This window comes from Flavitalea flava, from assembly GCF_054461575.1.
The window spans coordinates 11893-30867 of the sequence record NZ_JBTLQH010000002.1; the positions used below are offsets into that span (position 1 = coordinate 11893).

General features: G+C 44.8%; 18 protein-coding genes. 7 read left to right on the plus strand and 11 right to left on the minus strand.

All coding sequences use genetic code 11. The annotated features are described in order from the left end of the window. Window positions 1-14 precede the first annotated feature (14 nt). Both ACX0G9_RS02635 and ACX0G9_RS02640 read right to left on the minus strand, forming a co-directional pair. A complete protein-coding gene (locus ACX0G9_RS02635) occupies window positions 15-536 on the minus strand; it encodes a hypothetical protein (protein WP_459063686.1) in 522 nt (173 codons plus the stop codon). Then, window positions 517-1197 (minus strand): Crp/Fnr family transcriptional regulator, encoded by a 681-nt coding sequence (locus ACX0G9_RS02640; RefSeq protein ID WP_459063295.1) that lies wholly within the window; start codon window positions 1195-1197, stop codon window positions 517-519. Before ACX0G9_RS02640 ends, ACX0G9_RS02635 begins: the two co-directional genes overlap by 20 nt. A gap of 241 nt (window positions 1198-1438) precedes the next feature. On the opposite strand from ACX0G9_RS02640, the gene ACX0G9_RS02645 reads away from it, so the two are divergent. Both ACX0G9_RS02645 and ACX0G9_RS02650 read left to right on the plus strand, forming a co-directional pair. Continuing rightward, window positions 1439-2341, plus strand: coding sequence for a sugar phosphate isomerase/epimerase family protein (locus ACX0G9_RS02645; protein WP_459063296.1), 903 nt, complete (start codon window positions 1439-1441; stop codon window positions 2339-2341). Between the two features lie 93 nt (window positions 2342-2434). Next, entirely contained in the window at window positions 2435-4168 is a 1734-nt protein-coding gene (locus ACX0G9_RS02650) for a tetratricopeptide repeat protein (RefSeq protein WP_459063297.1), read from the plus strand. Between the two features lie 14 nt (window positions 4169-4182). Here ACX0G9_RS02650 and ACX0G9_RS02655 read toward each other — a convergent pair whose 3' ends face one another. Beyond that, complete coding sequence (locus tag ACX0G9_RS02655) at window positions 4183-5151, minus strand: hypothetical protein (protein WP_459063298.1); 969 nt, start codon at window positions 5149-5151, stop codon at window positions 4183-4185. A gap of 283 nt (window positions 5152-5434) precedes the next feature. On the opposite strand from ACX0G9_RS02655, the gene ACX0G9_RS02660 reads away from it, so the two are divergent. The 5 genes from ACX0G9_RS02660 to ACX0G9_RS02680 all read left to right on the plus strand — a co-directional run bounded on the left by ACX0G9_RS02660 (window position 5435) and on the right by ACX0G9_RS02680 (window position 8900). Further along, entirely contained in the window at window positions 5435-6406 is a 972-nt protein-coding gene (locus ACX0G9_RS02660; RefSeq protein WP_459063299.1) for an aldo/keto reductase, read from the plus strand. 46 nt (window positions 6407-6452) lie between these two features. Next, window positions 6453-7262 carry a helix-turn-helix domain-containing protein gene (locus ACX0G9_RS02665; protein ID WP_459063300.1) on the plus strand — a complete coding sequence of 270 codons (810 nt, stop codon included), beginning with the start codon at window positions 6453-6455 and terminating at the stop codon, window positions 7260-7262. Between the two features lie 160 nt (window positions 7263-7422). Beyond that, complete coding sequence (locus ACX0G9_RS02670) at window positions 7423-7722, plus strand: S24 family peptidase (RefSeq protein ID WP_459063301.1); 300 nt, start codon at window positions 7423-7425, stop codon at window positions 7720-7722. A 186-nt stretch (window positions 7723-7908) separates the two neighbouring features. Next, the gene (locus tag ACX0G9_RS02675; protein ID WP_459063302.1) at window positions 7909-8376 is read left to right on the plus strand and encodes a hypothetical protein; all 468 of its coding nucleotides are present in this window, start codon (window positions 7909-7911) and stop codon (window positions 8374-8376) included. Further along, on the plus strand, window positions 8373-8900 hold the full coding sequence (locus ACX0G9_RS02680; protein ID WP_459063303.1) for a hypothetical protein: 528 nt from the start codon (window positions 8373-8375) through the stop codon (window positions 8898-8900). Before ACX0G9_RS02675 ends, ACX0G9_RS02680 begins: the two co-directional genes overlap by 4 nt. 133 nt (window positions 8901-9033) lie before the next feature. Here ACX0G9_RS02680 and ACX0G9_RS02685 read toward each other — a convergent pair whose 3' ends face one another. The 8 genes from ACX0G9_RS02685 to ACX0G9_RS02720 all read right to left on the minus strand — a co-directional run bounded on the left by ACX0G9_RS02685 (window position 9034) and on the right by ACX0G9_RS02720 (window position 18957). Continuing rightward, on the minus strand, window positions 9034-10221 hold the full coding sequence (locus ACX0G9_RS02685; protein WP_459063304.1) for an AhpC/TSA family protein: 1188 nt from the start codon (window positions 10219-10221) through the stop codon (window positions 9034-9036). 12 nt (window positions 10222-10233) lie between these two features. Continuing rightward, entirely contained in the window at window positions 10234-11682 is a 1449-nt protein-coding gene (locus ACX0G9_RS02690) for a RagB/SusD family nutrient uptake outer membrane protein (protein ID WP_459063305.1), read from the minus strand. Between the two features lie 9 nt (window positions 11683-11691). Continuing rightward, on the minus strand, window positions 11692-15165 hold the full coding sequence (locus ACX0G9_RS02695; protein WP_459063306.1) for a TonB-dependent receptor: 3474 nt from the start codon (window positions 15163-15165) through the stop codon (window positions 11692-11694). Between the two features lie 186 nt (window positions 15166-15351). Beyond that, on the minus strand, window positions 15352-16539 hold the full coding sequence (locus tag ACX0G9_RS02700; protein ID WP_459063307.1) for a FecR family protein: 1188 nt from the start codon (window positions 16537-16539) through the stop codon (window positions 15352-15354). A 179-nt stretch (window positions 16540-16718) separates the two neighbouring features. Then, window positions 16719-17276, minus strand: coding sequence for an RNA polymerase sigma-70 factor (locus tag ACX0G9_RS02705; protein ID WP_459063308.1), 558 nt, complete (start codon window positions 17274-17276; stop codon window positions 16719-16721). 166 nt (window positions 17277-17442) lie between these two features. Further along, window positions 17443-18429 (minus strand): HipA domain-containing protein, encoded by a 987-nt coding sequence (locus ACX0G9_RS02710; protein WP_459063309.1) that lies wholly within the window; start codon window positions 18427-18429, stop codon window positions 17443-17445. Continuing rightward, window positions 18422-18751, minus strand: a complete 330-nt coding sequence (locus tag ACX0G9_RS02715; protein ID WP_459063310.1) for a HipA N-terminal domain-containing protein — start codon at window positions 18749-18751, stop codon at window positions 18422-18424. Before ACX0G9_RS02715 ends, ACX0G9_RS02710 begins: the two co-directional genes overlap by 8 nt. Then, window positions 18748-18957: a helix-turn-helix domain-containing protein gene (locus tag ACX0G9_RS02720; protein ID WP_459063311.1), complete on the minus strand. Its 210-nt coding sequence runs from the start codon at window positions 18955-18957 to the stop codon at window positions 18748-18750. Before ACX0G9_RS02720 ends, ACX0G9_RS02715 begins: the two co-directional genes overlap by 4 nt. Window positions 18958-18975: the final 18 nt, after the last annotated feature.

Genomic DNA, 18975 nt, shown 5'->3' on the forward strand with positions numbered 1-18975 from the left:
AAATCTTACCTATTTCAAAAATCATGTTTGGCATAAACCGCATGTTCAGCAGTTATTTTTAACCTTTCCCTGTACATCATCGGATTAAAATTTATGCTTTTGTAAAATTCTTTAAGCGATTTCTCAGCATTCTCATAGCTTTCCTGATTCAGCCAGGTGGTAACGGAGATCAAGGTAAGATTTCCCGAATCATCCAGCTTCTCATAAGTTGCGCCATTTAAAAACCCGGGAAGCGTTTTCAAAAACCCACCAGTAACGTTTTGTTGCCTAAATTCCTCCAATGAACTTTGAGGCACAATGACTTTTCCGATTACTACTTTATTTTCCATTTTTTGTTGATTGTTTGAAGATTTCATTTGTGTGGTTTCGGTTTGTGCCCAACTAAGCATAGGCAGTGCCAGCAAGCCTGTTATTACAAGGCTTTTGATTTTAATGAATACCATAATTTTATCAGATTTGTTTACAACAAAGGTAGAGCTTTGTGTACCGAAGGAATTGACATAGATCAAAATCGCATTATTTTTTTGCCTTAACACGGCTAAGGGTTTCTTCTCTCATGTCAAGAAAAGATGCCAATGTTTTATTGGATAGCTTTTGTATCAGGCCCGGGTTGCCTTTTAATAATTTTTGATAACGCTGGGTTGCGTCTAATGTCATCAACGCTTCAATTTTTCTGCTTTGCGTCAAATAAGCCAGCTCTAAACATTTCAGATAAAATTCTTTCCAAAAGTTATCCGCATTAATTTTCCGATGAAATTCCTTATAACTTATTGTCAATAATTGGGTATTTTCTGAAGCTTCAATAAACTGAAGCGAAGGTTGCCTGGATATAAAGCTTGTCCAGGCAGTACCGAAGTCATTTTCACTAATTATGGAGCTTGTCTTTTCCACGCCTTCCTTATCGACAAAAAAAGTGCGAATATTTCCTTGCTGAACGAAATATAACGCATCGCACACTTCACCTTCGCACAACAGATATTTATTCCGGTTAACTTTCAACGGTCTGAAAAAGCCTATGATTTTAGCCAGGTGCGGACTCTCGAAGTGACCGGGGGTTTGATTTATAACTTCGTCTTTCATTGTTAAAGTGGTTGGACCCTGACTATTTTTTTTAAAGTTAACAAATTTGGGCTCAAAACCCAGATCTCCCTGTAAAGTAGCTGATACCCTGTGCTCTACCCGGTTGGCGCCAACCATTTTTGGCAGGAAATTGATTTGTCAGGTCTGTATAAATTCAGAAAGAAAACGATTTAACCGTATAATTTATGCCAATTATTGTAAATCTTGATGTTATGATGGCTAAACGGAAAATGTCTCTAAATGAACTTTCAGAAAAGGTTGAGAATATCACTTATTTAAGATTAAATTGAAAATAAAAGGAAAATTTATGGGCTCCAATAATATTGACAAGACGCAATCAAGAAGAAAATTTATTCAAATGACCACATTGAGCAGCCTGGGTATCCTTGGCGGCTCCTCACTTTTTGCCAAAAACGCTTTATATGGTTTCTCAAAACAACATGCTGTAGTCATAGGTGCCATCACCTATTCCTTTCGCTCCCTCCCGGACGGCATCGATAATATCATAAAATATTGCCATCAAACCGGAATCAAAGCCATTGAATTAAAGGGGGAAGCCGCAGAAGAATTTGCAGGCAAACCCACTCTGAATAAAGAAGAGACGGAGGAAAGCTACAAGGCAAGAGTCCGCAGCTGGAGGGAAACGATAAACTTCGACAAATTCACCGAATGCAGAAAACGACTGAACGATTCGGGCATTTCAGTATATGCCTTCAAACCGGACGCATTGAATGACAGTAATACTGACGGCGAAATCGAATATGCATACAAAGCCGGAAAAGCCCTGGGAGCCAACTCCGTAACCGTAGAATTGCCCAAAGACCCCAATCACTCTTTAAGACTCGGCAAACTTGCCGAAAAAAATAAAATATTTGTTGGCTATCATGCCCATACCCAAGCGACCGATACTGCATGGGATATCGCCTTGAGCCAATCCCCCAACAATAGTATCAACCTGGATTGCGGGCATTATATCGCCGCCGGGGGCGGTAATACCAAAGAAACTTTGCTGGCCTTCATTCAGCAAAAATATCAAAGGATCACCAGCATTCATTTAAAAGACAGGCTATCCAAAGAACACGGCGGAGAAAACATGCCCTGGGGACAGGGAGATACTCCGATCAAGGAAATCATCACGCTGATCAAGGAAAAAAATTATCCGATTCCTATGAGCATAGAATTGGAATATACGATCCCTGCCCATTCCGATGCATTAATGGAAGTAAAAAAATGTTTGGAATTTGCCAATCAATATGTATAAGCCGTTGGGATTAACGTCCCTTCACCCTGGTTGCCCCGGCGCATTCGCAGAAGCAATGGTACAAAAGAAGGAAATAAATAAAATAACAATTTTATGCGTCAACGTTATTTAAAATTTATCGTCATTATTCTCCTTTGGGCATGCAACAACCACCATCCAATCAAAGAAAGTCAGTCAGCCGAAAAAAACTCCAGGATTGTTAGTTGCTCTACCCCTCAAACAAGCGACAAAGACTGGTACAGCTCAGGAAAAAAAGCGCCAAAGCTGGATGGTCTGGAAGGCATTGATTTTAAAATTTCAACCTCCAGTAAAGAGGCACAGGCCTATTTTGCCCAGGGCATGATGCTGGCCTATGGTTTTAACCATGCCGAATCGGCAAGGTCGTTCTATGAAGTAATCCGGTTGGATTCCACCTGTGCCATGGCTTATTGGGGTTTTGCGTATGTTTTGGGCCCCAATTACAATGCCGGGATGGAAGATGATAATTTTCAGCGTGCATACCAGGCATCTTCCAAAGCAAAATTGCTTGCCAAAAACGGTACACCAAAAGAAGTAGCCTTAATCGAAGCATTAACCGCCCGATATGCGTCGAAGCCGCCGGCTGATCGCAGGGCATTGGACTCTGCCTATGCCGCAGCTATGAAAAAAGTTTACATTCGATATCCTTCAGATCCTGACATAGGGGCTTTATATGCCGAGGCGATGATGGACCTGCACCCCTGGGATTTATATGACAAAAAAACAAAAGCCCCCAGGCAATGGACTCCGGGGTTGCTGGCTATCCTGGAGCATCTCATAAAAATCAACCCCAGGCATCCCGGAGCACATCATTTTTACATCCATGCACTGGAGGCATCAGCCACTCCCGAAAAAGCCCTGGCGAGTGCAAAATTGCTGGAGACCTTAGTACCTGGTTCGGGACACCTGGTACATATGCCCTCGCATATTTATATCAACACGGGGGATTATCATTGGGGGTCGAAGTCTAATATTCAGGCAGTGACCGTTGATAGCACATACACTACTGCATGTCATGCACAAGGCGCCTACCCATTGTCCTATTATCCGCACAATTATCATTTTTTGGCTGCAACAGCCACCTTGGAAGGTCATTCAAAATTAGCATGGGAGGCGGCAATAAATCTGCAACGTCATACTGCAGAAGGCATCATGCGCATGCCCGGCTGGGGAACGTTACAGCATTATTATACCATCCCGTATTATATAGCCGCAAAGTTTTCGATGTGGGATACTATCGCTTCTCTCAGACCTCCGGCAAATGATCTTGTATATCCCCGGGCCATCTGGCATTACGCAAGGGGCCTGGCTTATTTAGGAAGGAATAAACTAGCTGAAGCCAAAAAAGAAATGGATACCCTGAACATATTAGCCGCTGACACTAATCTTCAGCACCTTACCGTTTGGGGGATTAATACAACTGCCGATCTTGTGCAGATTGCTAAAAAAGTATTGTCGGCCGGAATTGCATTCAAAGAAGGCAGGTTGGATAAATCGGTTTCTTTGCTGGAAGAAGCAGTTTCCATTGAGGACAATCTCAACTACAATGAACCGCCCGATTGGTTTTTTTCAGTCAGGCATCATTTAGGAGCAGTATTGCTCAAGACAGGAAAATATGCTGAAGCAGAGAAAGTTTACAAAAAGGATCTACAGACCTGGCGAAAAAATGGCTGGGCATTAATCGGATTATATAATTCGCTGGCATTGCAAAACAGATACAGGGAGGCACAAAAAGTCAAATCCTCTTTTGAAAAATCCTGGAAATATGCCGATATAAAAATCCAGACGTCTTCAAGTATCGTGGATTAGAAAAAAAGAAGGAATTAATGTCTTCCGCCAGGAGCTGAAACGGCCTGAGGCGGTTTGCTTATCTTCCAGATCCGGATGATCGGCATATGTCTCCGCGAACCCGCAGCCTGATTGATACCTTCGGCAGGGTCGCTGTACAGGAACTGGTCTACGGCATATAAACAATAATCATCCAGGGACCTCCATTCCGGACTACTGTGCTCCATCATTCGTTCCCAGCCGAATTGCGGACCGGCGATACCCGGTATCCGATCCTTTTCATATACGGGATGATGGGTGGTCTGGTCTGCCCAATACATTTCAAAATTCCGGAAATTGGTATGATTGACCGCGAGTATGGCGGTATGATATCCATTACTCAGGCTGAGGCAGAATACGCTCCATCCTTTTACCCGGGGGAGCATAGACAGGATCGCATGCCAGACGCTGCCTGCAAGGGTGAGCACCCGCAATGAATCGGTAAAATTGTTTTCGTTGATCACCACCGTATCTCCACGAAGATTTTTGCCCAGAAAATAAACGTCTTTGTAATCATTGATGCAGCCTGAATCCGAAAGCATTTTCATCAGATCGATTACCCGGTTGGATCCGGAAATACGGAAAATGGGCCTTTCACTGGTGCTATATTTACTAAAAGGAATTGCGGAATTCCCATAAAAAAGGGTTTCCATCCCGGCCCGGATGGTGTTAATACAGGCAAGGGGCTTCGGGTTCAATGCCCTGGAAGCATTTTTGATAAAAAAAGTCTTCATGGACCTGATCTCCGTGGAAAAGACAAAAATATCCCGGCTGTATATCCTGTCGAGCCGCCGGTTCTTATAAATATTATTGATGGTTTCGTAATAAGGGGAAAGATCCTCTTTGGGAACGATTTGTGACCGGCCATAGCAGAAGGCCAGCAACAACACGAAAAGGAAGATACACCTTGCCATAAGGGTCCGGAACATTGCGGCTGAATTGCGGGTCAGGGGGAAATGCGACATAAAAGTTGGATAGGCCGATTATCTTATCTTCGGCGCTGCTAAAGTAATAAGGTCAATGGAATAAGGAGGAATTTATTTCCTAACTAGTGAAAATTTTCCAACCGAAACAATATTTAAACATTTGCAGTTTTATTGGCGGACAACATTGGTTAAGATTAAAAAAATGGTCGGGCAGTAATAGATGGGGTGGCGAGCCATACAGACAAGTAAATTGAGCCGTGAAGGACATTGCCCATTTGATATAAAGCAGATCTTTGTATCACTACTCAAGAAAATAAAAGCAATGACAACACTAACAAAAATAGCCCTCGGCAAACAGGGTCCGCTCGTGTCTAAACTCGGATTAGGCTGCATGCGCATGTCGTCCGTTTGGGGAGGTCCGGTGAATGACGAAAATGAAAGTATAGCTACCATCCGGATGGCATTGGACAGCGGTATCAATTTCCTGAACACCGGAGATTTTTACGGCAGCGGCCACAATGAGTTGCTTGTAGGCAAAGCCATCAAAGGCAGAAGGGACGATGCGTTCATCAGTGTCAAATTTGGCGCTATCTTCTACGGCGGCAGGTGGCTTGGATTGGACCTGCGCCCCATAGCCATCAGGAACTTTATCAACTATTCTTTGGTACGCTTAGGGATAGATACCATTGATCTTTATCAACCATGCAGATTGGATAACAGCGTTCCGGTGGAAGATGTTATAGGAACTGTTGCCGACCTGATCAAAGAAGGAAAAGTGCGTTATCTCGGCGTTTCTGAAATAACTGCTGATCAACTACGCAAAGCCAATAAAGTTCACCCGGTAACCGCATTGGAAATAGGCTATTCGCTGGCCGATCGTCAGATAGAAAACGATTTGCTTCTTACGGCTAAAGAATTGGGTATAGGGGTTGTGGCCTTTGCCAATACGGCCGAAGGGTTACTTACCGGTGAAATGAAAGCCCCACTTACAGCCGATGACTATCACCTTCACTTCACGCGTTTTCAGGGAAACAATCTTATCAGGAACCTGGAGAAAGTTGAGGTACTGAAGACAATGGCAAAGGAAAAAGGATACACCCCGACACAACTGGCGATAGCCTGGGTGAACGCCCAGGGCGATCACATTATGCCATTGGTCAGCATGAGCCGAAGATCAAGGTTACCGGAAAACATTCAGGCCATGAACATCGTTTTCAGCCCTGACGAGATGAATACCCTTAACACGCATTTTTCGGCAGGCGCGATACTTGGTGGAACGTATTTGCAACGATAGTAGGTGGGGCTGTACATAAGCCCCGCCTATTTTCTATCTTTACAAAATGATAAATCCGACTGAAATAATTCCGGGGGTCATCTTTTACGCCTATCTCTCCACCATGAGAAAGGAGAAAGTGGGCTTTCTGTCGAACAATACCCTGGTATTGCAGGTTTCCGGAAAGTTTACCCTGGAAACGTCCGGCCAGAAAATTTCGATGCGTAGAGGTGAGATGCTGCTAATCGGCAAAAATCAACTGGGGCAGATAACCAAGACTCCACTGCCCGATGAGGATTACGAAACGATTGTCATTTCCCTGCAGGAAGACCTGCTCAGAAAGATCGCGCTGGAAGAGCAAATTGAGATACAGCAGAAATACGTTGGCCCACCCAATATCCTTATTCCCGGAAACGATTTTTTGCAAGGGTATTTTCAATCTATAATACCCTATGTCCGGAATCCGACTGAAAAATTAGCGACGGTTATGGGCATTTTGAAAGTGAACGAGGGGGTGAAGTTGCTGCTGCATGTCATGCCACAGCTCAAGGAGTTTTTATTCGACTTTTCAGAGCCCTATAAGATAGATCTGGAAAAATTCATGCTCAGCAATTTTCATTTTAATGTCCCTGTTGAAAAATTTGCGCAACTCACGGGGAGAAGTCTTGCTGGCTTTAAGCGCGACTTTCAAAAAACATTCGGTAAGCCACCCCGGCAGTGGTTACAGGAAAAAAGACTTGTGGAAGCCCGGCATCTTATAGAAAAAAGAAACAAGAAACCATCTGCCATCTATCTCGACCTGGGATTTGAAAGCCTCTCACATTTCTCGCATTCCTATAAGAAAAAGTTCGGCAAGACGCCTACAGAATGGACGTAAAGCTGCCAGTTTGCCCAACAACCAGTTCGGGGATTTACCTTTACCCGAAAATTTAAGCCGGTGTTTGTTGAAGCATCGCCATACCTCTCCACTCTTTTTAGCGCCTTTTACTTTGACTGTTCAACTTTTATATTATTTTTATAGAATTTGAACGATAATTATGAGTTGGGCTACCCATTTTATAGAAAAGTTGAAAACAGGGGAAACGGTTCAATTCCGGCCAAGAGGATATTCCATGAAAGGGAAAGTCGAATCAGGCCAATTGGTAACTGTAGAACCCATTGCTAATAGGCAATTGCAGAAAGGAGATATAGTTTTATGCAAGGTCAACGGAAGTCAATATCTCCATCTAATCAAAGCTATACAGGGTGAAAGGTATCAAATCGGCAATAATATTGGGCGAATTAACGGTTGGATTTCACAAAATTCGATTTATGGCATCTGTACCAGCATAACCTGAGCGGGATACTTGCGTCTGTATAGATTTTAAAAATCTATATCAAAGTACTACCCGAATTATTACGCTCGCAAAAAAAAAGAATACAGCTTTCTTTAAATTTCCATGTGTCCTATTTTATGCACAATGGACAATATTCAATACCCAATAAACTTTGCATTTTATGCCAAGTTTTCTGTAATTTAGCCTATGGCGATTATCGAGGTGGCTTCTGGTCGAAAACTGACGGCTTCCATTTCTCCCCTTGAGGATAAGGATTTTAAGCTAATAACAAAAAAGAGGCATTCCTTCGACTGGAAAAAGGAAAGAGGCGTCGCGGATTTGTTTAAGTTGACTTTACCGGGAGAATCGGAGATTTTGGGGTTATTGGCGCTCATAGATTTTCCCAGGGAATTCCGGATTCAGATACAACTTCTAAGTGTATCCCGCGAAAACTTGGGCAGGAGTAAGAAATACGAAGGAATCGCAGGTTGCCTCATTGCCTTCGCAGGAAGGATAGCAGTCAGCAAGTATTTTGAACAAGCCTGCATATCTCTGTTGCCAAAAACTGAACTAAGGTCTCATTATAAAAGCAAATATGGCATGCTGGATGGCGGCCCGCAGTTATTCCTGGAAGGTGCCAGATTACAAACGATAATTAAAAACTATTTACCATGAGTTATAAAAAATTGTTGCAGGAACATTCTCCCGAGGAGCTTGCGGAGTCCTTTATCTTTCCGGTAAAGCTTTCTGCTAAGCAGCAGAAGGCTGCGGATCTTCAATTGGCAGAAGCCAGGCTGAAGACCCAGGAAAAAATGACCGATGCTGAGAGGCTGACGGGCAAACTTATGGGGTTAAAATTCCGGATGGAGGATCATTTTAGAGCCGAAAAGCCAAATAATGAGTATTCTTTCGGCTATTTTCTGAAATTATACATACAACTATTGAATAAGAAGCGGCGGGGATTTGCCGACGAAATTAGCATTGATGAAACTCTGTTAAGCCAATTGATAAATCAACATCGCGCCCCACCTGAATATATATCTATTCGACTGGAATTGCATTCCAATAAATCGATCCCCGCAGAATATTGGTTTAGGGTAATTGAAAAAGACCGGGAAGCAGCGATGCTGTTAAACAAGGCAGCGATGAGAAAAAAGGAAATGAAGTACGTAACGGGGGGGATTTCAGTTCGTTTTTAACCAAAAATTGCTCTTTTCCCACAGTTGCGAACTGAACGGAGGCCCAAAAAGCCCTATTAGTCCAAACTATTGATATATAATAAATTATAACCTTTCGGTTAATCTTGTCGTCCCGACTTTGGAAGAACCCAATCTACCGGCCGAATATTTTAGCAAGTTGGACATCCAAAGGTTCCTTATCGCTATCAAACCTTCCTACGATCTTACCATCCCTGTCAATCAGGATCTTGGTAGGCAAAGAGTGAATGCCATATTTCCCACTGATATCGGCGGGGTTTTCTTTTCCGGCACTATTCAATTTCGAATCATACCCTCTCAGAACGTGATGCCATATACCAATACTATCCTTTTCAACGGCCACCTTCCAGGCGGACGGGGAATAGTTGTCATCGGACACTCCTATAATGTCGAAGCCATCTGCATGATATTTCCGGTACACCCCGATCAAATGAGGGTTTCCGTGTCTGCAGGGGACACACCAGCTGGCCCAGAAATCCAGCAGGACATATTTGCCTCTGAAGTCCGACAGATGTAATGGAATCCCTTTTATGTCTGTCGCCGTAAAATCAGCAGCCATACTGCCCGGAGATCCCGCCCTTAGTTCGCTGATTTCTTTGGCTAATGCCTTTCCGGTGGCTCCCCGCTGAATAACGGACCCAAGACGGTCATAAAAGAGTTGCAGGGAATCCAGGGATAAACCGCCGACATATACCCGAAGATTGGTAGCCGTTACATAAGATTGGGGATGCTGTGCAAAAAAAGAATAGGAAATCGCAGCCATTCGGTCATAGAATGGCTCAAAGTCATTATGCATAGCGGCGGCCTTCTCCTTCATCGAGTCCTGCACGGCATCGGGAAGTTTGTCCTGAATAGCTTTAATATAGGCTTCATTGGCTTTATCATAGGCCTGCTTTAAAGGCTTCATATCTACTTTAACAGGCTGCAGCAATCGGTTCAGTACGTTTTGCTCGTCCTGCGTGCGGGAGCCGGTAATTATAGCATCATCAAAATTACCCGTCACAAGTGCCACGGTCATGGTGTCCGGTTCCAGGAAAATGGTAGCCGAATTGTTTCTATCCTGGTAAAGGTAGGCCTCGGTGGGTTCATTCACCAAACCCGTAAACACAAAGGCGCCCTCTTCCACCAGACTGCTGTCATTTCTTTTGTTCCCTTCCCCGTCCGTGAAATATAAACGGATAAATTTTTTATGCGCCCCTGTTATTTTTCCGGTAAGGATAAAACGGCCGGTGTTGGAGGGATTATTTTGCGCATAGGCGCTCATTACTGTCAGCAGGGACAGTAGGGTAAATATTTTGTTCATCGTTTGTATTTTTTAAAAGCCGGGATTTTGTTTGATCAATCCGTTCGATTGTATTTCCACCTGGGGTATGGGCATGATTAAAAGATCTTTAGTCAGCAGGCTGGGCATCCAGGCCTGCAAGGCGGCAAAGGGCAGCCTTCTAACGGCCAGCCAGTCCTGGCCGTCCTCTCCCACAAAATTCTTCATCTCTTCCCTGATGATCAATTGCTGCAGATCTGCCTGGTCTGTTAGTGCATCCACGACGGAAAAATCGGAATACCCCGCGTGCCCCATCACGGTCTTCAGCAGGTCTTTTGCGGTGGCCATATCTGCGCCCGAAGCATTCAGCGCCTCCGCCTCCAGCAAATAGGCCTCGGTGAGCCGGAAAGCATAGGAGTACTCCATAATAGGCGTTGCCATTGGGTTGGTTGTATCTCCGGGAAAATACTTGGAAAACTGTGCCTGGTTACCCAATCCGTAGGGGGAGACGAATATATAATAGTTCCAGTTCTTCCTGGGATCGCCGGCAAACAGGCTTTTCATGAATTTCGTCGGGGCATACTGCCGTTTAGTGAAGTATTCAAAAAACTTCCAGCTTTGCATGGGGGAGACAAAGGGCTGAATCCCCATGATCACTTCATTGCTGCTTAACCCCTCCTTCAGGAAAATATCTTTGACGCTATCCTCCAGGGAATAGGGGGATTGCAGAATGATATCCCGGGTAAGACCGATCACCCGGGCATAATCCCCCGCTCCTCCCCTGTTGATCAATACCCTGGCCATTAATAATTTCGCCGCCCAACCATTGGCCGCGGCTTTGGTGCTGTTGGTATTGGGCAGGTCCGGGATGGCATTATTGATGTCGGCGATGATGGAATCATATACCTCCGCAACCGAAGCCCTGGGCAAACCCGTCGTATGGGGCGTCACAAACTTGTTGTGCAGGATGATCCCGTAAGGACTGGTGGGATCGTAATATTGCCCGAAATGCAGCAACAGGTAACTATCCGCATAAGCCCTGAGGAACTTTGCTTCAGCGATCATTTCCCTTTTGATGGAATCGGGTATGGTTTTTACAGGAGCAATATTTTCCAGGAATCCATTCGCTGCGTTTACAATGTTGTATCCATAGGTCCACATAGTCTGCGCCTCGGAACTGGGCGCCTTATACGTGTGTGAAGTCAGCTCGCTTCCCCCTCCGTAACCGTAATTAAACAAACCGCTCAATTCGGAGGCATACCCCTCTTTTACATCTGCCCATAAAGTGGAAGGGATGGAATTGTAATCGGCTCCGCAGGCGGCAAACTGGTAATACACACCATTCAGAACCGTGGTGGCACTTCTGACATCCACAATAACATTTCCGTTTACCTCCTGCGTGGTGGGAAAAACATTCAATTGTTTTTTGCAAGCCGTCAAAAAAACGGCCGGCAATAGTATGATGATAATAGATCGTTTTATTGGCTGCATGATATATTCCATTTTATACGTTTAAAAACCGGCTTTTACTCCTATGGAGAAAGTTCTTACCGGAGGAAAATTACTTACGTCGAGATATCCGCCACCCACCGTGTAGGGATCATCGGAGGTCTCAGGATCATTGCCGGGATATTTCGTAATAGTGAATACGTTGGTCGCTGACAGGAAAATAGCTGCGTTTTTCACTCCCTTCCTTTCCATCCAGCCTGATTTATCCAGGTGGTAGGTCAGCGTCACTGTTCTTAACTTTATATAAGAAGAATTGAATACGCTCAGACTGGAATTAAACAGTACGGCATCATTCAATAACAGGCGGGGTTGGTTGCTGTTCGGGTTATCCGGCGTCCACCTGTTGAGCATCGCCTGATTGGCGTTGGCCGTCCCGACAAACTCCATGCTATTTACATGATCGCCCCATAAAAGTTTACCTCCTTGTGAAAAGGTGAAATAGAAATTCAGATCAATATGTTTGTAGGAAAACTCCTGGGTAATGCCGCCGAAGTATTTCGGAGCGGCGCTGGCAATGACTGCATTAAAATAAGGATAGGATCCTCCATTCGCCGCATAAGAAACCGTGTCCAGCAAAAACATAGGGTCTCCGATGCTCAGATAACCAAAAGAACCGGCCATGGATCCTAGCCGGGTAGTGTAATCGTCCAGTTGCGCCTTTGTCTTAATTATGCCGGTGACCTTCATGCCCGTAATCAGTCCCAACGGTTGTCCCTTCACCAGGGCCATGTTGGCGCCGCCATATTCCAGACCGGTCAGACTGCCTATCTGGGAGATATCTGCGGTAGGATCCAGTTTTGTCACCAGGGACTTGTTCCAGGTAATATTTATGGAAGCATTCCACCGGAAATTCCGGGTATGGATAAGATCTCCCTGTAGAGAAAGTTCCACTCCCCTGTTCCTGATACCTGCTATATTTTGCAGTAACGAAGGATAAGAGGAACTGGGTGCTAAGGGCAGGGACAACAAGGCGTCATCCGTCTGTTTATTATAATAGTCAAAAGTACCTTGCAAACGGCCTTTGAAAAAAGAAAGATCCAGCCCTGCATCCGTTTGCCTGGTCGTCTCCCATTTGATGGCCGGATTCCCTAACTGCGTCGGCACAAGGGCATTGTTACCATTATAGGTATACGGCGTATATAACGTACGGTACATCTGATCATTGATATTCTGGGTACCCGTCAGTCCATAGCTGCCCCGGAGCTTGATATCATCTATCCAGGGTACATTCCGAAGGAAGTCTTCTTTGGAAATCCGCCAGGCAACGGCGCCCGAAGGGAAATAGCCGAATTTATTATCCGGTCCGAATTTGGAAGAACCGTCCGATCTGCCGGTAAAGGTGAACAGGTATTTGTCCAGGTAGGTATAATTGGCCCGGAGATAAAAAGATAATAAATAGCTCTGTGGTTTTCCCGGATCATCCCCTCTGACATACAAGGGGGTCCCCGCCGAAGAGAGACTGTTCAGGACATTGTCATTGGGAAATCCCTGACCCGTGGCGCTGAAGAAGCTAGTCTTCGTCGTCTCATAAGAAGTTCCCGCCAGGACATTCAGGCTGTTTTTTTCATTAAACTTTTTATCATATGTCAGGGTGTTCTCAAAGAACCAATCATTAAAATTACTGTTGGAATTACTACCGATACCCTCCCCGGCACTAAGGGTTCCGCTATAGCTGCCAACCTGCAGATAGCTGGGTACATAGTTACGCTGGTTGTATTGACGCATGTTCAGGGACACGGTGCTTTTAAATTTCAGGTCATGGGTAAAATCGTATTGGGCCGAAAGAGAACCCAGAAGGCTCAGTGTCTTCGAGGCATTGATGGCGGCGGTAAGGGCCAGCGGATTTTGAAATCCCTGGTAGATGGCGCCCTGTGAGGCAAAATTGGCAAAGGTACCTGCAGAATCATATGGGGAATAATCAGGTCTTGCGTGAAGCGCCTGGCCAAAGGCGCCGTTGGTTATATTTTGGCTGGTATACCCGAGATCGATATTGGTATAAAAATGAAACTGGCTGCCGATTTCATTTTCCAGATTTACCTTGCCGGAAATGCGTTGATAACTGCTTCCCAGGACCACGCCGGGAGTACTATTATAGCCGATCGAGGTATAATACCTGGAGGTTGCACTGCCGCCCTGGACGGCAAGCTGCACATTACTGGAATAGGTATTCCGGGTTACGGTCTTAAGCCAGTCGGTGTTCCCCTTTCCAAAAAAAGAAGAAGGATGGTTCAAAATGGCATCCACGTTGTCCGGAGCAGGGTAGCCTGCGGTCTGGTGATAGTCGTAATCATTCTGTGCGGCCTCGGTCAATAATTTCTCGTATTGTGTCTTATTGAGCAGTTTGGGGTTGATGGGGGTCGTACCTGTGCCATAATAACCAACTGTGATCTGGGGCTTCATATCCTTCTTACCCCGTTTGGTAGTAATCAGGACTACCCCATTGGCCGCTTTAGATCCGTAAATGGCCGTAGAAGAGGCATCTTTAAGAATAGTAATGGATTCTATATCGTCTACGTTTAATCCGCCCAGGTTGTTTAATCCGTTTACAAAAGAAGTAGACATACTTATATTCAGCCCATTGCTGCCCTGGACGGCATTTCCCAGGGGACTAATCAGATCGAACCCGGGTGAGATGTAATTCGATTGCACCTCTAAGGGAACCCCATCGATCACATAAAGGGGAGTATTGCCCCCTAAAAGCGAGGTGGCTCCGCGGACCCTGATACGTACTGCTCCGCCCGGGGAACCATCCGATTTCGTAACCTGAACGCCCGCCACCTTTCCGGCCAGGGCATTGTCCAAGGTAGTAAAGGGAATGTTTTCAATGTCTTTGGAAGAAACGACCGCCAGCGATCCCGTAACGTCTTTTTTCCGGGTGGACCCATAACCGATGATGACCGTTTCGGACAAGCTGGCCATCTCTTGTTGCAATGTAATGCTAACGTTCATTCCATTACCGCTCGCTTTAAATACATCAGCCTTATATCCCACAAAGGTAATTTCCAGCTCATCTCCTTCGCTGCCATAAATATGAAAAACACCTTCTTTATCCGTGGTGGTTCCCCGTTTGGTTTTCTTGTTATACACGGAGGCGCCTGTCACCGGGTTTCCCCGGGCGTCTATGACTTTCCCGTTGATGAGGGCCGGCGGCAAGGGCGCTACCACGACCGGCATGACCGGCTCCTCCGCGGCTTTGATGATAATGGTCTTTTCGGAAATGGTGTAAGTCAACGGCTGGCCTTTGAAGCATTTCTGCAATACCTCTTCCAGCGATGCATGGTCTGCCTCGATGTCTATCTTCCCTGCTTTCTTCATCTGCCGGTCGCTATACAGGAACAGATAGCCGGTCTGAACATGTATGATCCTGAAAACTTTTTCCAGGGAGACATTTTTTTCAGACAGGGTGATTTGTTGAGCTATTCCGTCCGCCCTTGCCTGTAGCAGGGACCCGAACAGCAATACCAACGCAATTCTCATAATCAGTCGCGTTTTGATGGTCAATTTCATACCTTCGTCTAGTTTAGGTTAATGAATCATGTAAATAAATCGTAGTGAAGTCTCTCTGCATTGTTTGCACAGTCAGGCCTGAACACTATTCGCCGGGAGAGGCCCTAATCTCTCCCGGTTTTTTGTGTCCGCCGACAGCTATTTAACCTTATTTTTTTATGGCCTTACCGTAATTTCGTTTGCTTCCACTTTAAAATGAATGTCCTGTGTCAATTCAAGCATTTTTAATACTTGCGATACCTGTGCGTATCGGGATATCTGGCCGGTAAAGGTTTTATCCTCTACCTTTCCTTCGTAGTGAACTTTCACATCGTACCATCTCTCCATCTGTCGCATAATACTTCCAATATCCTCGTTATTAAAGACGAACATGCCCTTTTTCCAGGCCATCACGGCTTCTTCATCCGCCCCTTCGTTAACCTGTATCTGTCCGCTCTTATCCAGGAGTGTCTGCTGACCTGGCTTGGGAGATACGCCCGATGGATTGCCAGAGGCGGCGACCCTGATCCTGCCCTGCAATAAGGTCGTATACAAAATGGTTTCATCTTCATAGGCATTGACATTAAACTGCGTACCCAGCACCTCAATTTCTTCCCTGTCCGCAACCTTTACCTTAAATGGTCTGGAAGGATCGGGGGTTATTTCAAAATAGGCTTCTCCCTTCATCTCTACCAGTCGTTCTTTGCCTCCGAAAGCTACCGGATACCGGATGGAAGAGGTCGCATTCAGCCATACGCTGCTCCCGTCGGGTAATTCCAGCCGGTATTGTCCGCCCCGTGGAACCGACAATAGATTATACAGCACTTCGGCATCAGCCCTGGCAGGTAAGGAATGGTAGGCTAGTGTTCCTTTGGCGGTCTGTTGTACGCTGGTATTGCCTTGCTGAACAAGGATCCCGCTCCGGCTGCTGTCTAATAAAATCTTCGACCCGTCGGCCAGGGTCAATTCCGCCTTATTGCTGCCGGGAGCAATATCCACACCAGTTGTCGCATGACGCTGATGATAGACAAGCCCCGATACCAAACATAAGATCAGCAAGGCTGCTGCTGCCCAATAGGCGGGGAACTTCCGCCTGGATCGGGCCGGCAGGTTCTTTTCCAACTCCAAGGTTCGTAAGATCCCTTGTGCCCTGCCGGACCCTAACTCCAGGTAATTGAATAACCGGTTCTTCATTTTTTGCTCCAATTGGATAACATCCTCTCCTTCTTCTGCGGGTATCTGCGCAACCCATTCCCCCTCCGACGGATTGTCATAATACCACTCATTGAGCATTCGCTTTTCCACCTCCGTGGCTTGCCCGGAGAGGTATTTCTGTGCTAATATGGATAGTTCTTCCTGGGTCATATCAAGGCAATCTTAATGGCTATACCATATAAGTATGGAATAAGGTCTGGAACCCTACCTCACCGGAAAAAAATTGTTGGCTATTAAAAAAGCGGGCTATCCTAACATCGGCCATAAATAAGACAAGCTATCTATAAGACAGGCAATCTATAAGACAGTCTATCGATAAGACAGGCAATCTATAAAAGAAGTAAATGGAGATAGTGTTTTAGCTGAAGACGCAATTTGGTGAGGGCTTTGGTAATATGTTTCTCAACGGACTTTTCAGATATGCCCATTTCTTTGGCAATTTGTTTATTAGACAGTCCGCTCTGCCGGCTGTACTGGAAGACTAATTTACATTTTTCAGGTAGCCGGTTGACTTCCCCGGTGATCATTTGTTGCAGGAATCTGAAATCTATGGCATCATTAAGGGTCGTCTCCGTCACGGAGGCATTGGATAGGGAAATGCCGATTTGTTTTTCGTATTTGGCTAATTCATTGAAAACGGCGTACCGGGTGGCGGCAGAAAGGTAGGCGTACAAGGAACGGATATCGGTCTGTTCTTTATTTTTCCAGAGGCTGGCAAATACTTCATGCACCACATCTTCGGCTGCGGGCTTCGATCCCAGCCGTCGATAGGCGACTACATACAGTTTCTGCCAATACCGTTCGTAAATTCGGGTAAAAGCCCATTCATGGCCCGCTTTTAATTTTTCCAGCAAAGCCTCATCATTATATATAGAAGTATCGCTCACTAATCAGCCATTTATAACCAGATAATAACCCCACCTTCCTTAACCAAGGATATAGCAATAATAATTAAACAAAATGATATTCATCCCATTTCGTTTGTTTTATAAAGAGTGCCCCAAAACCCGATGGATTAGTTTGTGGCTCTCAAAAAAAAGAATACGGCTTTCTTTAAATTTCCATGCGTCTTATTTTATCCGTGTAGGCACTGGCATATTTTACTTTCACTTCATCACTTAAGAAGGATTCCTTAATCATTTCCATGACCCTATCTTTTTCTGATAGGAGAAGTTTTAGAATACGATCTGATCTCGTTGGCAAAAGGCCCAATTTCCCGGCTAATATTTTAAACTCAGGTTTGCCAAAATAGCCATGTTTACAGTAAAATTCACCCTCCGCATCTCCTTGATACAGATCAAGGGCCGTATCTGATTCCAGTGGGTTGTGCAATACGGTACTCATTAGGTCATAAGCAGGAGACAAACCATAATCACTCATGTCCGTTTGAATAAGGGAAAAATTTTTGAAATGAGCGTCTCCATTGGAAAAGATATAATTATACAAAAGCAACCGGAAATAAATTTCCAAGGCCGGTTGATAAGCAGCCACATATTGGCTGATTAGTCTACCAATATCTTCATAAGTTCCATCATACTTAAAATTTTCGCCGTATGTCTGTTTGCTTCTTCCACTGATCTGAGCCATATCTTCCTGGAGGTATTTCGTGCCATCCGGCTTCACATCGAAGCGCCTGGTGATATATCCAGGTGATCCGTCAGAAAAGTAAATCAGCGCATTCTCCGCCGTCTTTATACCAAATACCTGATCTGCAATCTGCATAGTCAAATGCTCATTTTCAGGTGCCTGGCGGGTTTCGGTAATTTGAGCAGAGGGGGGAATGGGTTTTAAAATATATTGGCCTCCTTTATCTGTCAGTAATAAATTATTTCCGTCTAGTCTTAGAGAATACTTTAACTGTACCCCGGATATGGAAAGTCGTTTTGTTTTCTCCTGGTAGATATTAAGATTTTCTGCTTTGGGCTCGTCAAAGGGTAGAATATGACTAACCCTTGCCCCATCAAACAGTTTTTTGCGACAGGAGAGGCAATAACCTTCAACATTTTTCTTATAACATCCGAAGCATTTCATGTCATTCATTGATTTCTTTTACGGTGATCGCACCAATTGTATCATCTCCTGCTGTTTTCAGCAGGCGTGTGAAATCGTCATTTTCATCAATTTTCAAGAGGCGGCATTGAATGTCTTTATTTATTCCTTCTGATAATAACCCCAAAAAAAATGAGAACAACACTTTACTTTGGTACTCACGATGTGTTTTAGGTAAACTAAGGCTAATTGAAGGCTTTGATGGATCTGCGAAGTAGCTGTTCCCGTACACAAAAATATAGTCATCCGGCCCTCTTTTTTCGAGGTGACCCGCGAGCAAACCATTATAGTATACATATCCCCTTTTCATCATTTAGGTTGTTTAATCCGGATGATCAACTCCATGCCTAACACGGTTCCCAGTTTTTCCAGCGTTTTTACAGAAGGATTACCAGCCCCGGATTCTATCAGATGAATGGTTTTTGGGGTTACCCCTGATATTTCCGACAGATCTTCCTGCCGGAGATTCAAAAATTCTCTTCTAAACCTAATTGAATTACCAATTTCGCTTACTTTCATCGGAAATATATTACTGAT

Excerpts from the sequence above, each read along its gene's own strand:
- ACX0G9_RS02640 (WP_459063295.1), bottom strand. The coding sequence starts at position 1,197 with ATGGTTGGCGCCAACCGGGTAGAGCACAGGGTATCAGCTACTTTACAG.
- ACX0G9_RS02645 (WP_459063296.1), top strand. The coding sequence starts at position 1,439 with ATGACCACATTGAGCAGCCTGGGTATCCTTGGCGGCTCCTCACTTTTT.
- ACX0G9_RS02650 (WP_459063297.1), top strand. The coding sequence starts at position 2,435 with ATGCGTCAACGTTATTTAAAATTTATCGTCATTATTCTCCTTTGGGCA.
- ACX0G9_RS02655 (WP_459063298.1), bottom strand. The coding sequence starts at position 5,151 with ATGTCGCATTTCCCCCTGACCCGCAATTCAGCCGCAATGTTCCGGACC.
- ACX0G9_RS02660 (WP_459063299.1), top strand. The coding sequence starts at position 5,435 with ATGACAACACTAACAAAAATAGCCCTCGGCAAACAGGGTCCGCTCGTG.
- ACX0G9_RS02665 (WP_459063300.1), top strand. The coding sequence starts at position 6,453 with ATGATAAATCCGACTGAAATAATTCCGGGGGTCATCTTTTACGCCTAT.
- ACX0G9_RS02670 (WP_459063301.1), top strand. The coding sequence starts at position 7,423 with ATGAGTTGGGCTACCCATTTTATAGAAAAGTTGAAAACAGGGGAAACG.
- ACX0G9_RS02675 (WP_459063302.1), top strand. The coding sequence starts at position 7,909 with ATGGCGATTATCGAGGTGGCTTCTGGTCGAAAACTGACGGCTTCCATT.
- ACX0G9_RS02680 (WP_459063303.1), top strand. The coding sequence starts at position 8,373 with ATGAGTTATAAAAAATTGTTGCAGGAACATTCTCCCGAGGAGCTTGCG.
- ACX0G9_RS02685 (WP_459063304.1), bottom strand. The coding sequence starts at position 10,221 with ATGAACAAAATATTTACCCTACTGTCCCTGCTGACAGTAATGAGCGCC.
- ACX0G9_RS02690 (WP_459063305.1), bottom strand. The coding sequence starts at position 11,682 with ATGGAATATATCATGCAGCCAATAAAACGATCTATTATCATCATACTA.
- ACX0G9_RS02695 (WP_459063306.1), bottom strand. The coding sequence starts at position 15,165 with ATGAGAATTGCGTTGGTATTGCTGTTCGGGTCCCTGCTACAGGCAAGG.
- ACX0G9_RS02700 (WP_459063307.1), bottom strand. The coding sequence starts at position 16,539 with ATGACCCAGGAAGAACTATCCATATTAGCACAGAAATACCTCTCCGGG.
- ACX0G9_RS02710 (WP_459063309.1), bottom strand. The coding sequence starts at position 18,429 with ATGAATGACATGAAATGCTTCGGATGTTATAAGAAAAATGTTGAAGGT.
- ACX0G9_RS02715 (WP_459063310.1), bottom strand. The coding sequence starts at position 18,751 with ATGATGAAAAGGGGATATGTATACTATAATGGTTTGCTCGCGGGTCAC.
- ACX0G9_RS02720 (WP_459063311.1), bottom strand. The coding sequence starts at position 18,957 with ATGAAAGTAAGCGAAATTGGTAATTCAATTAGGTTTAGAAGAGAATTT.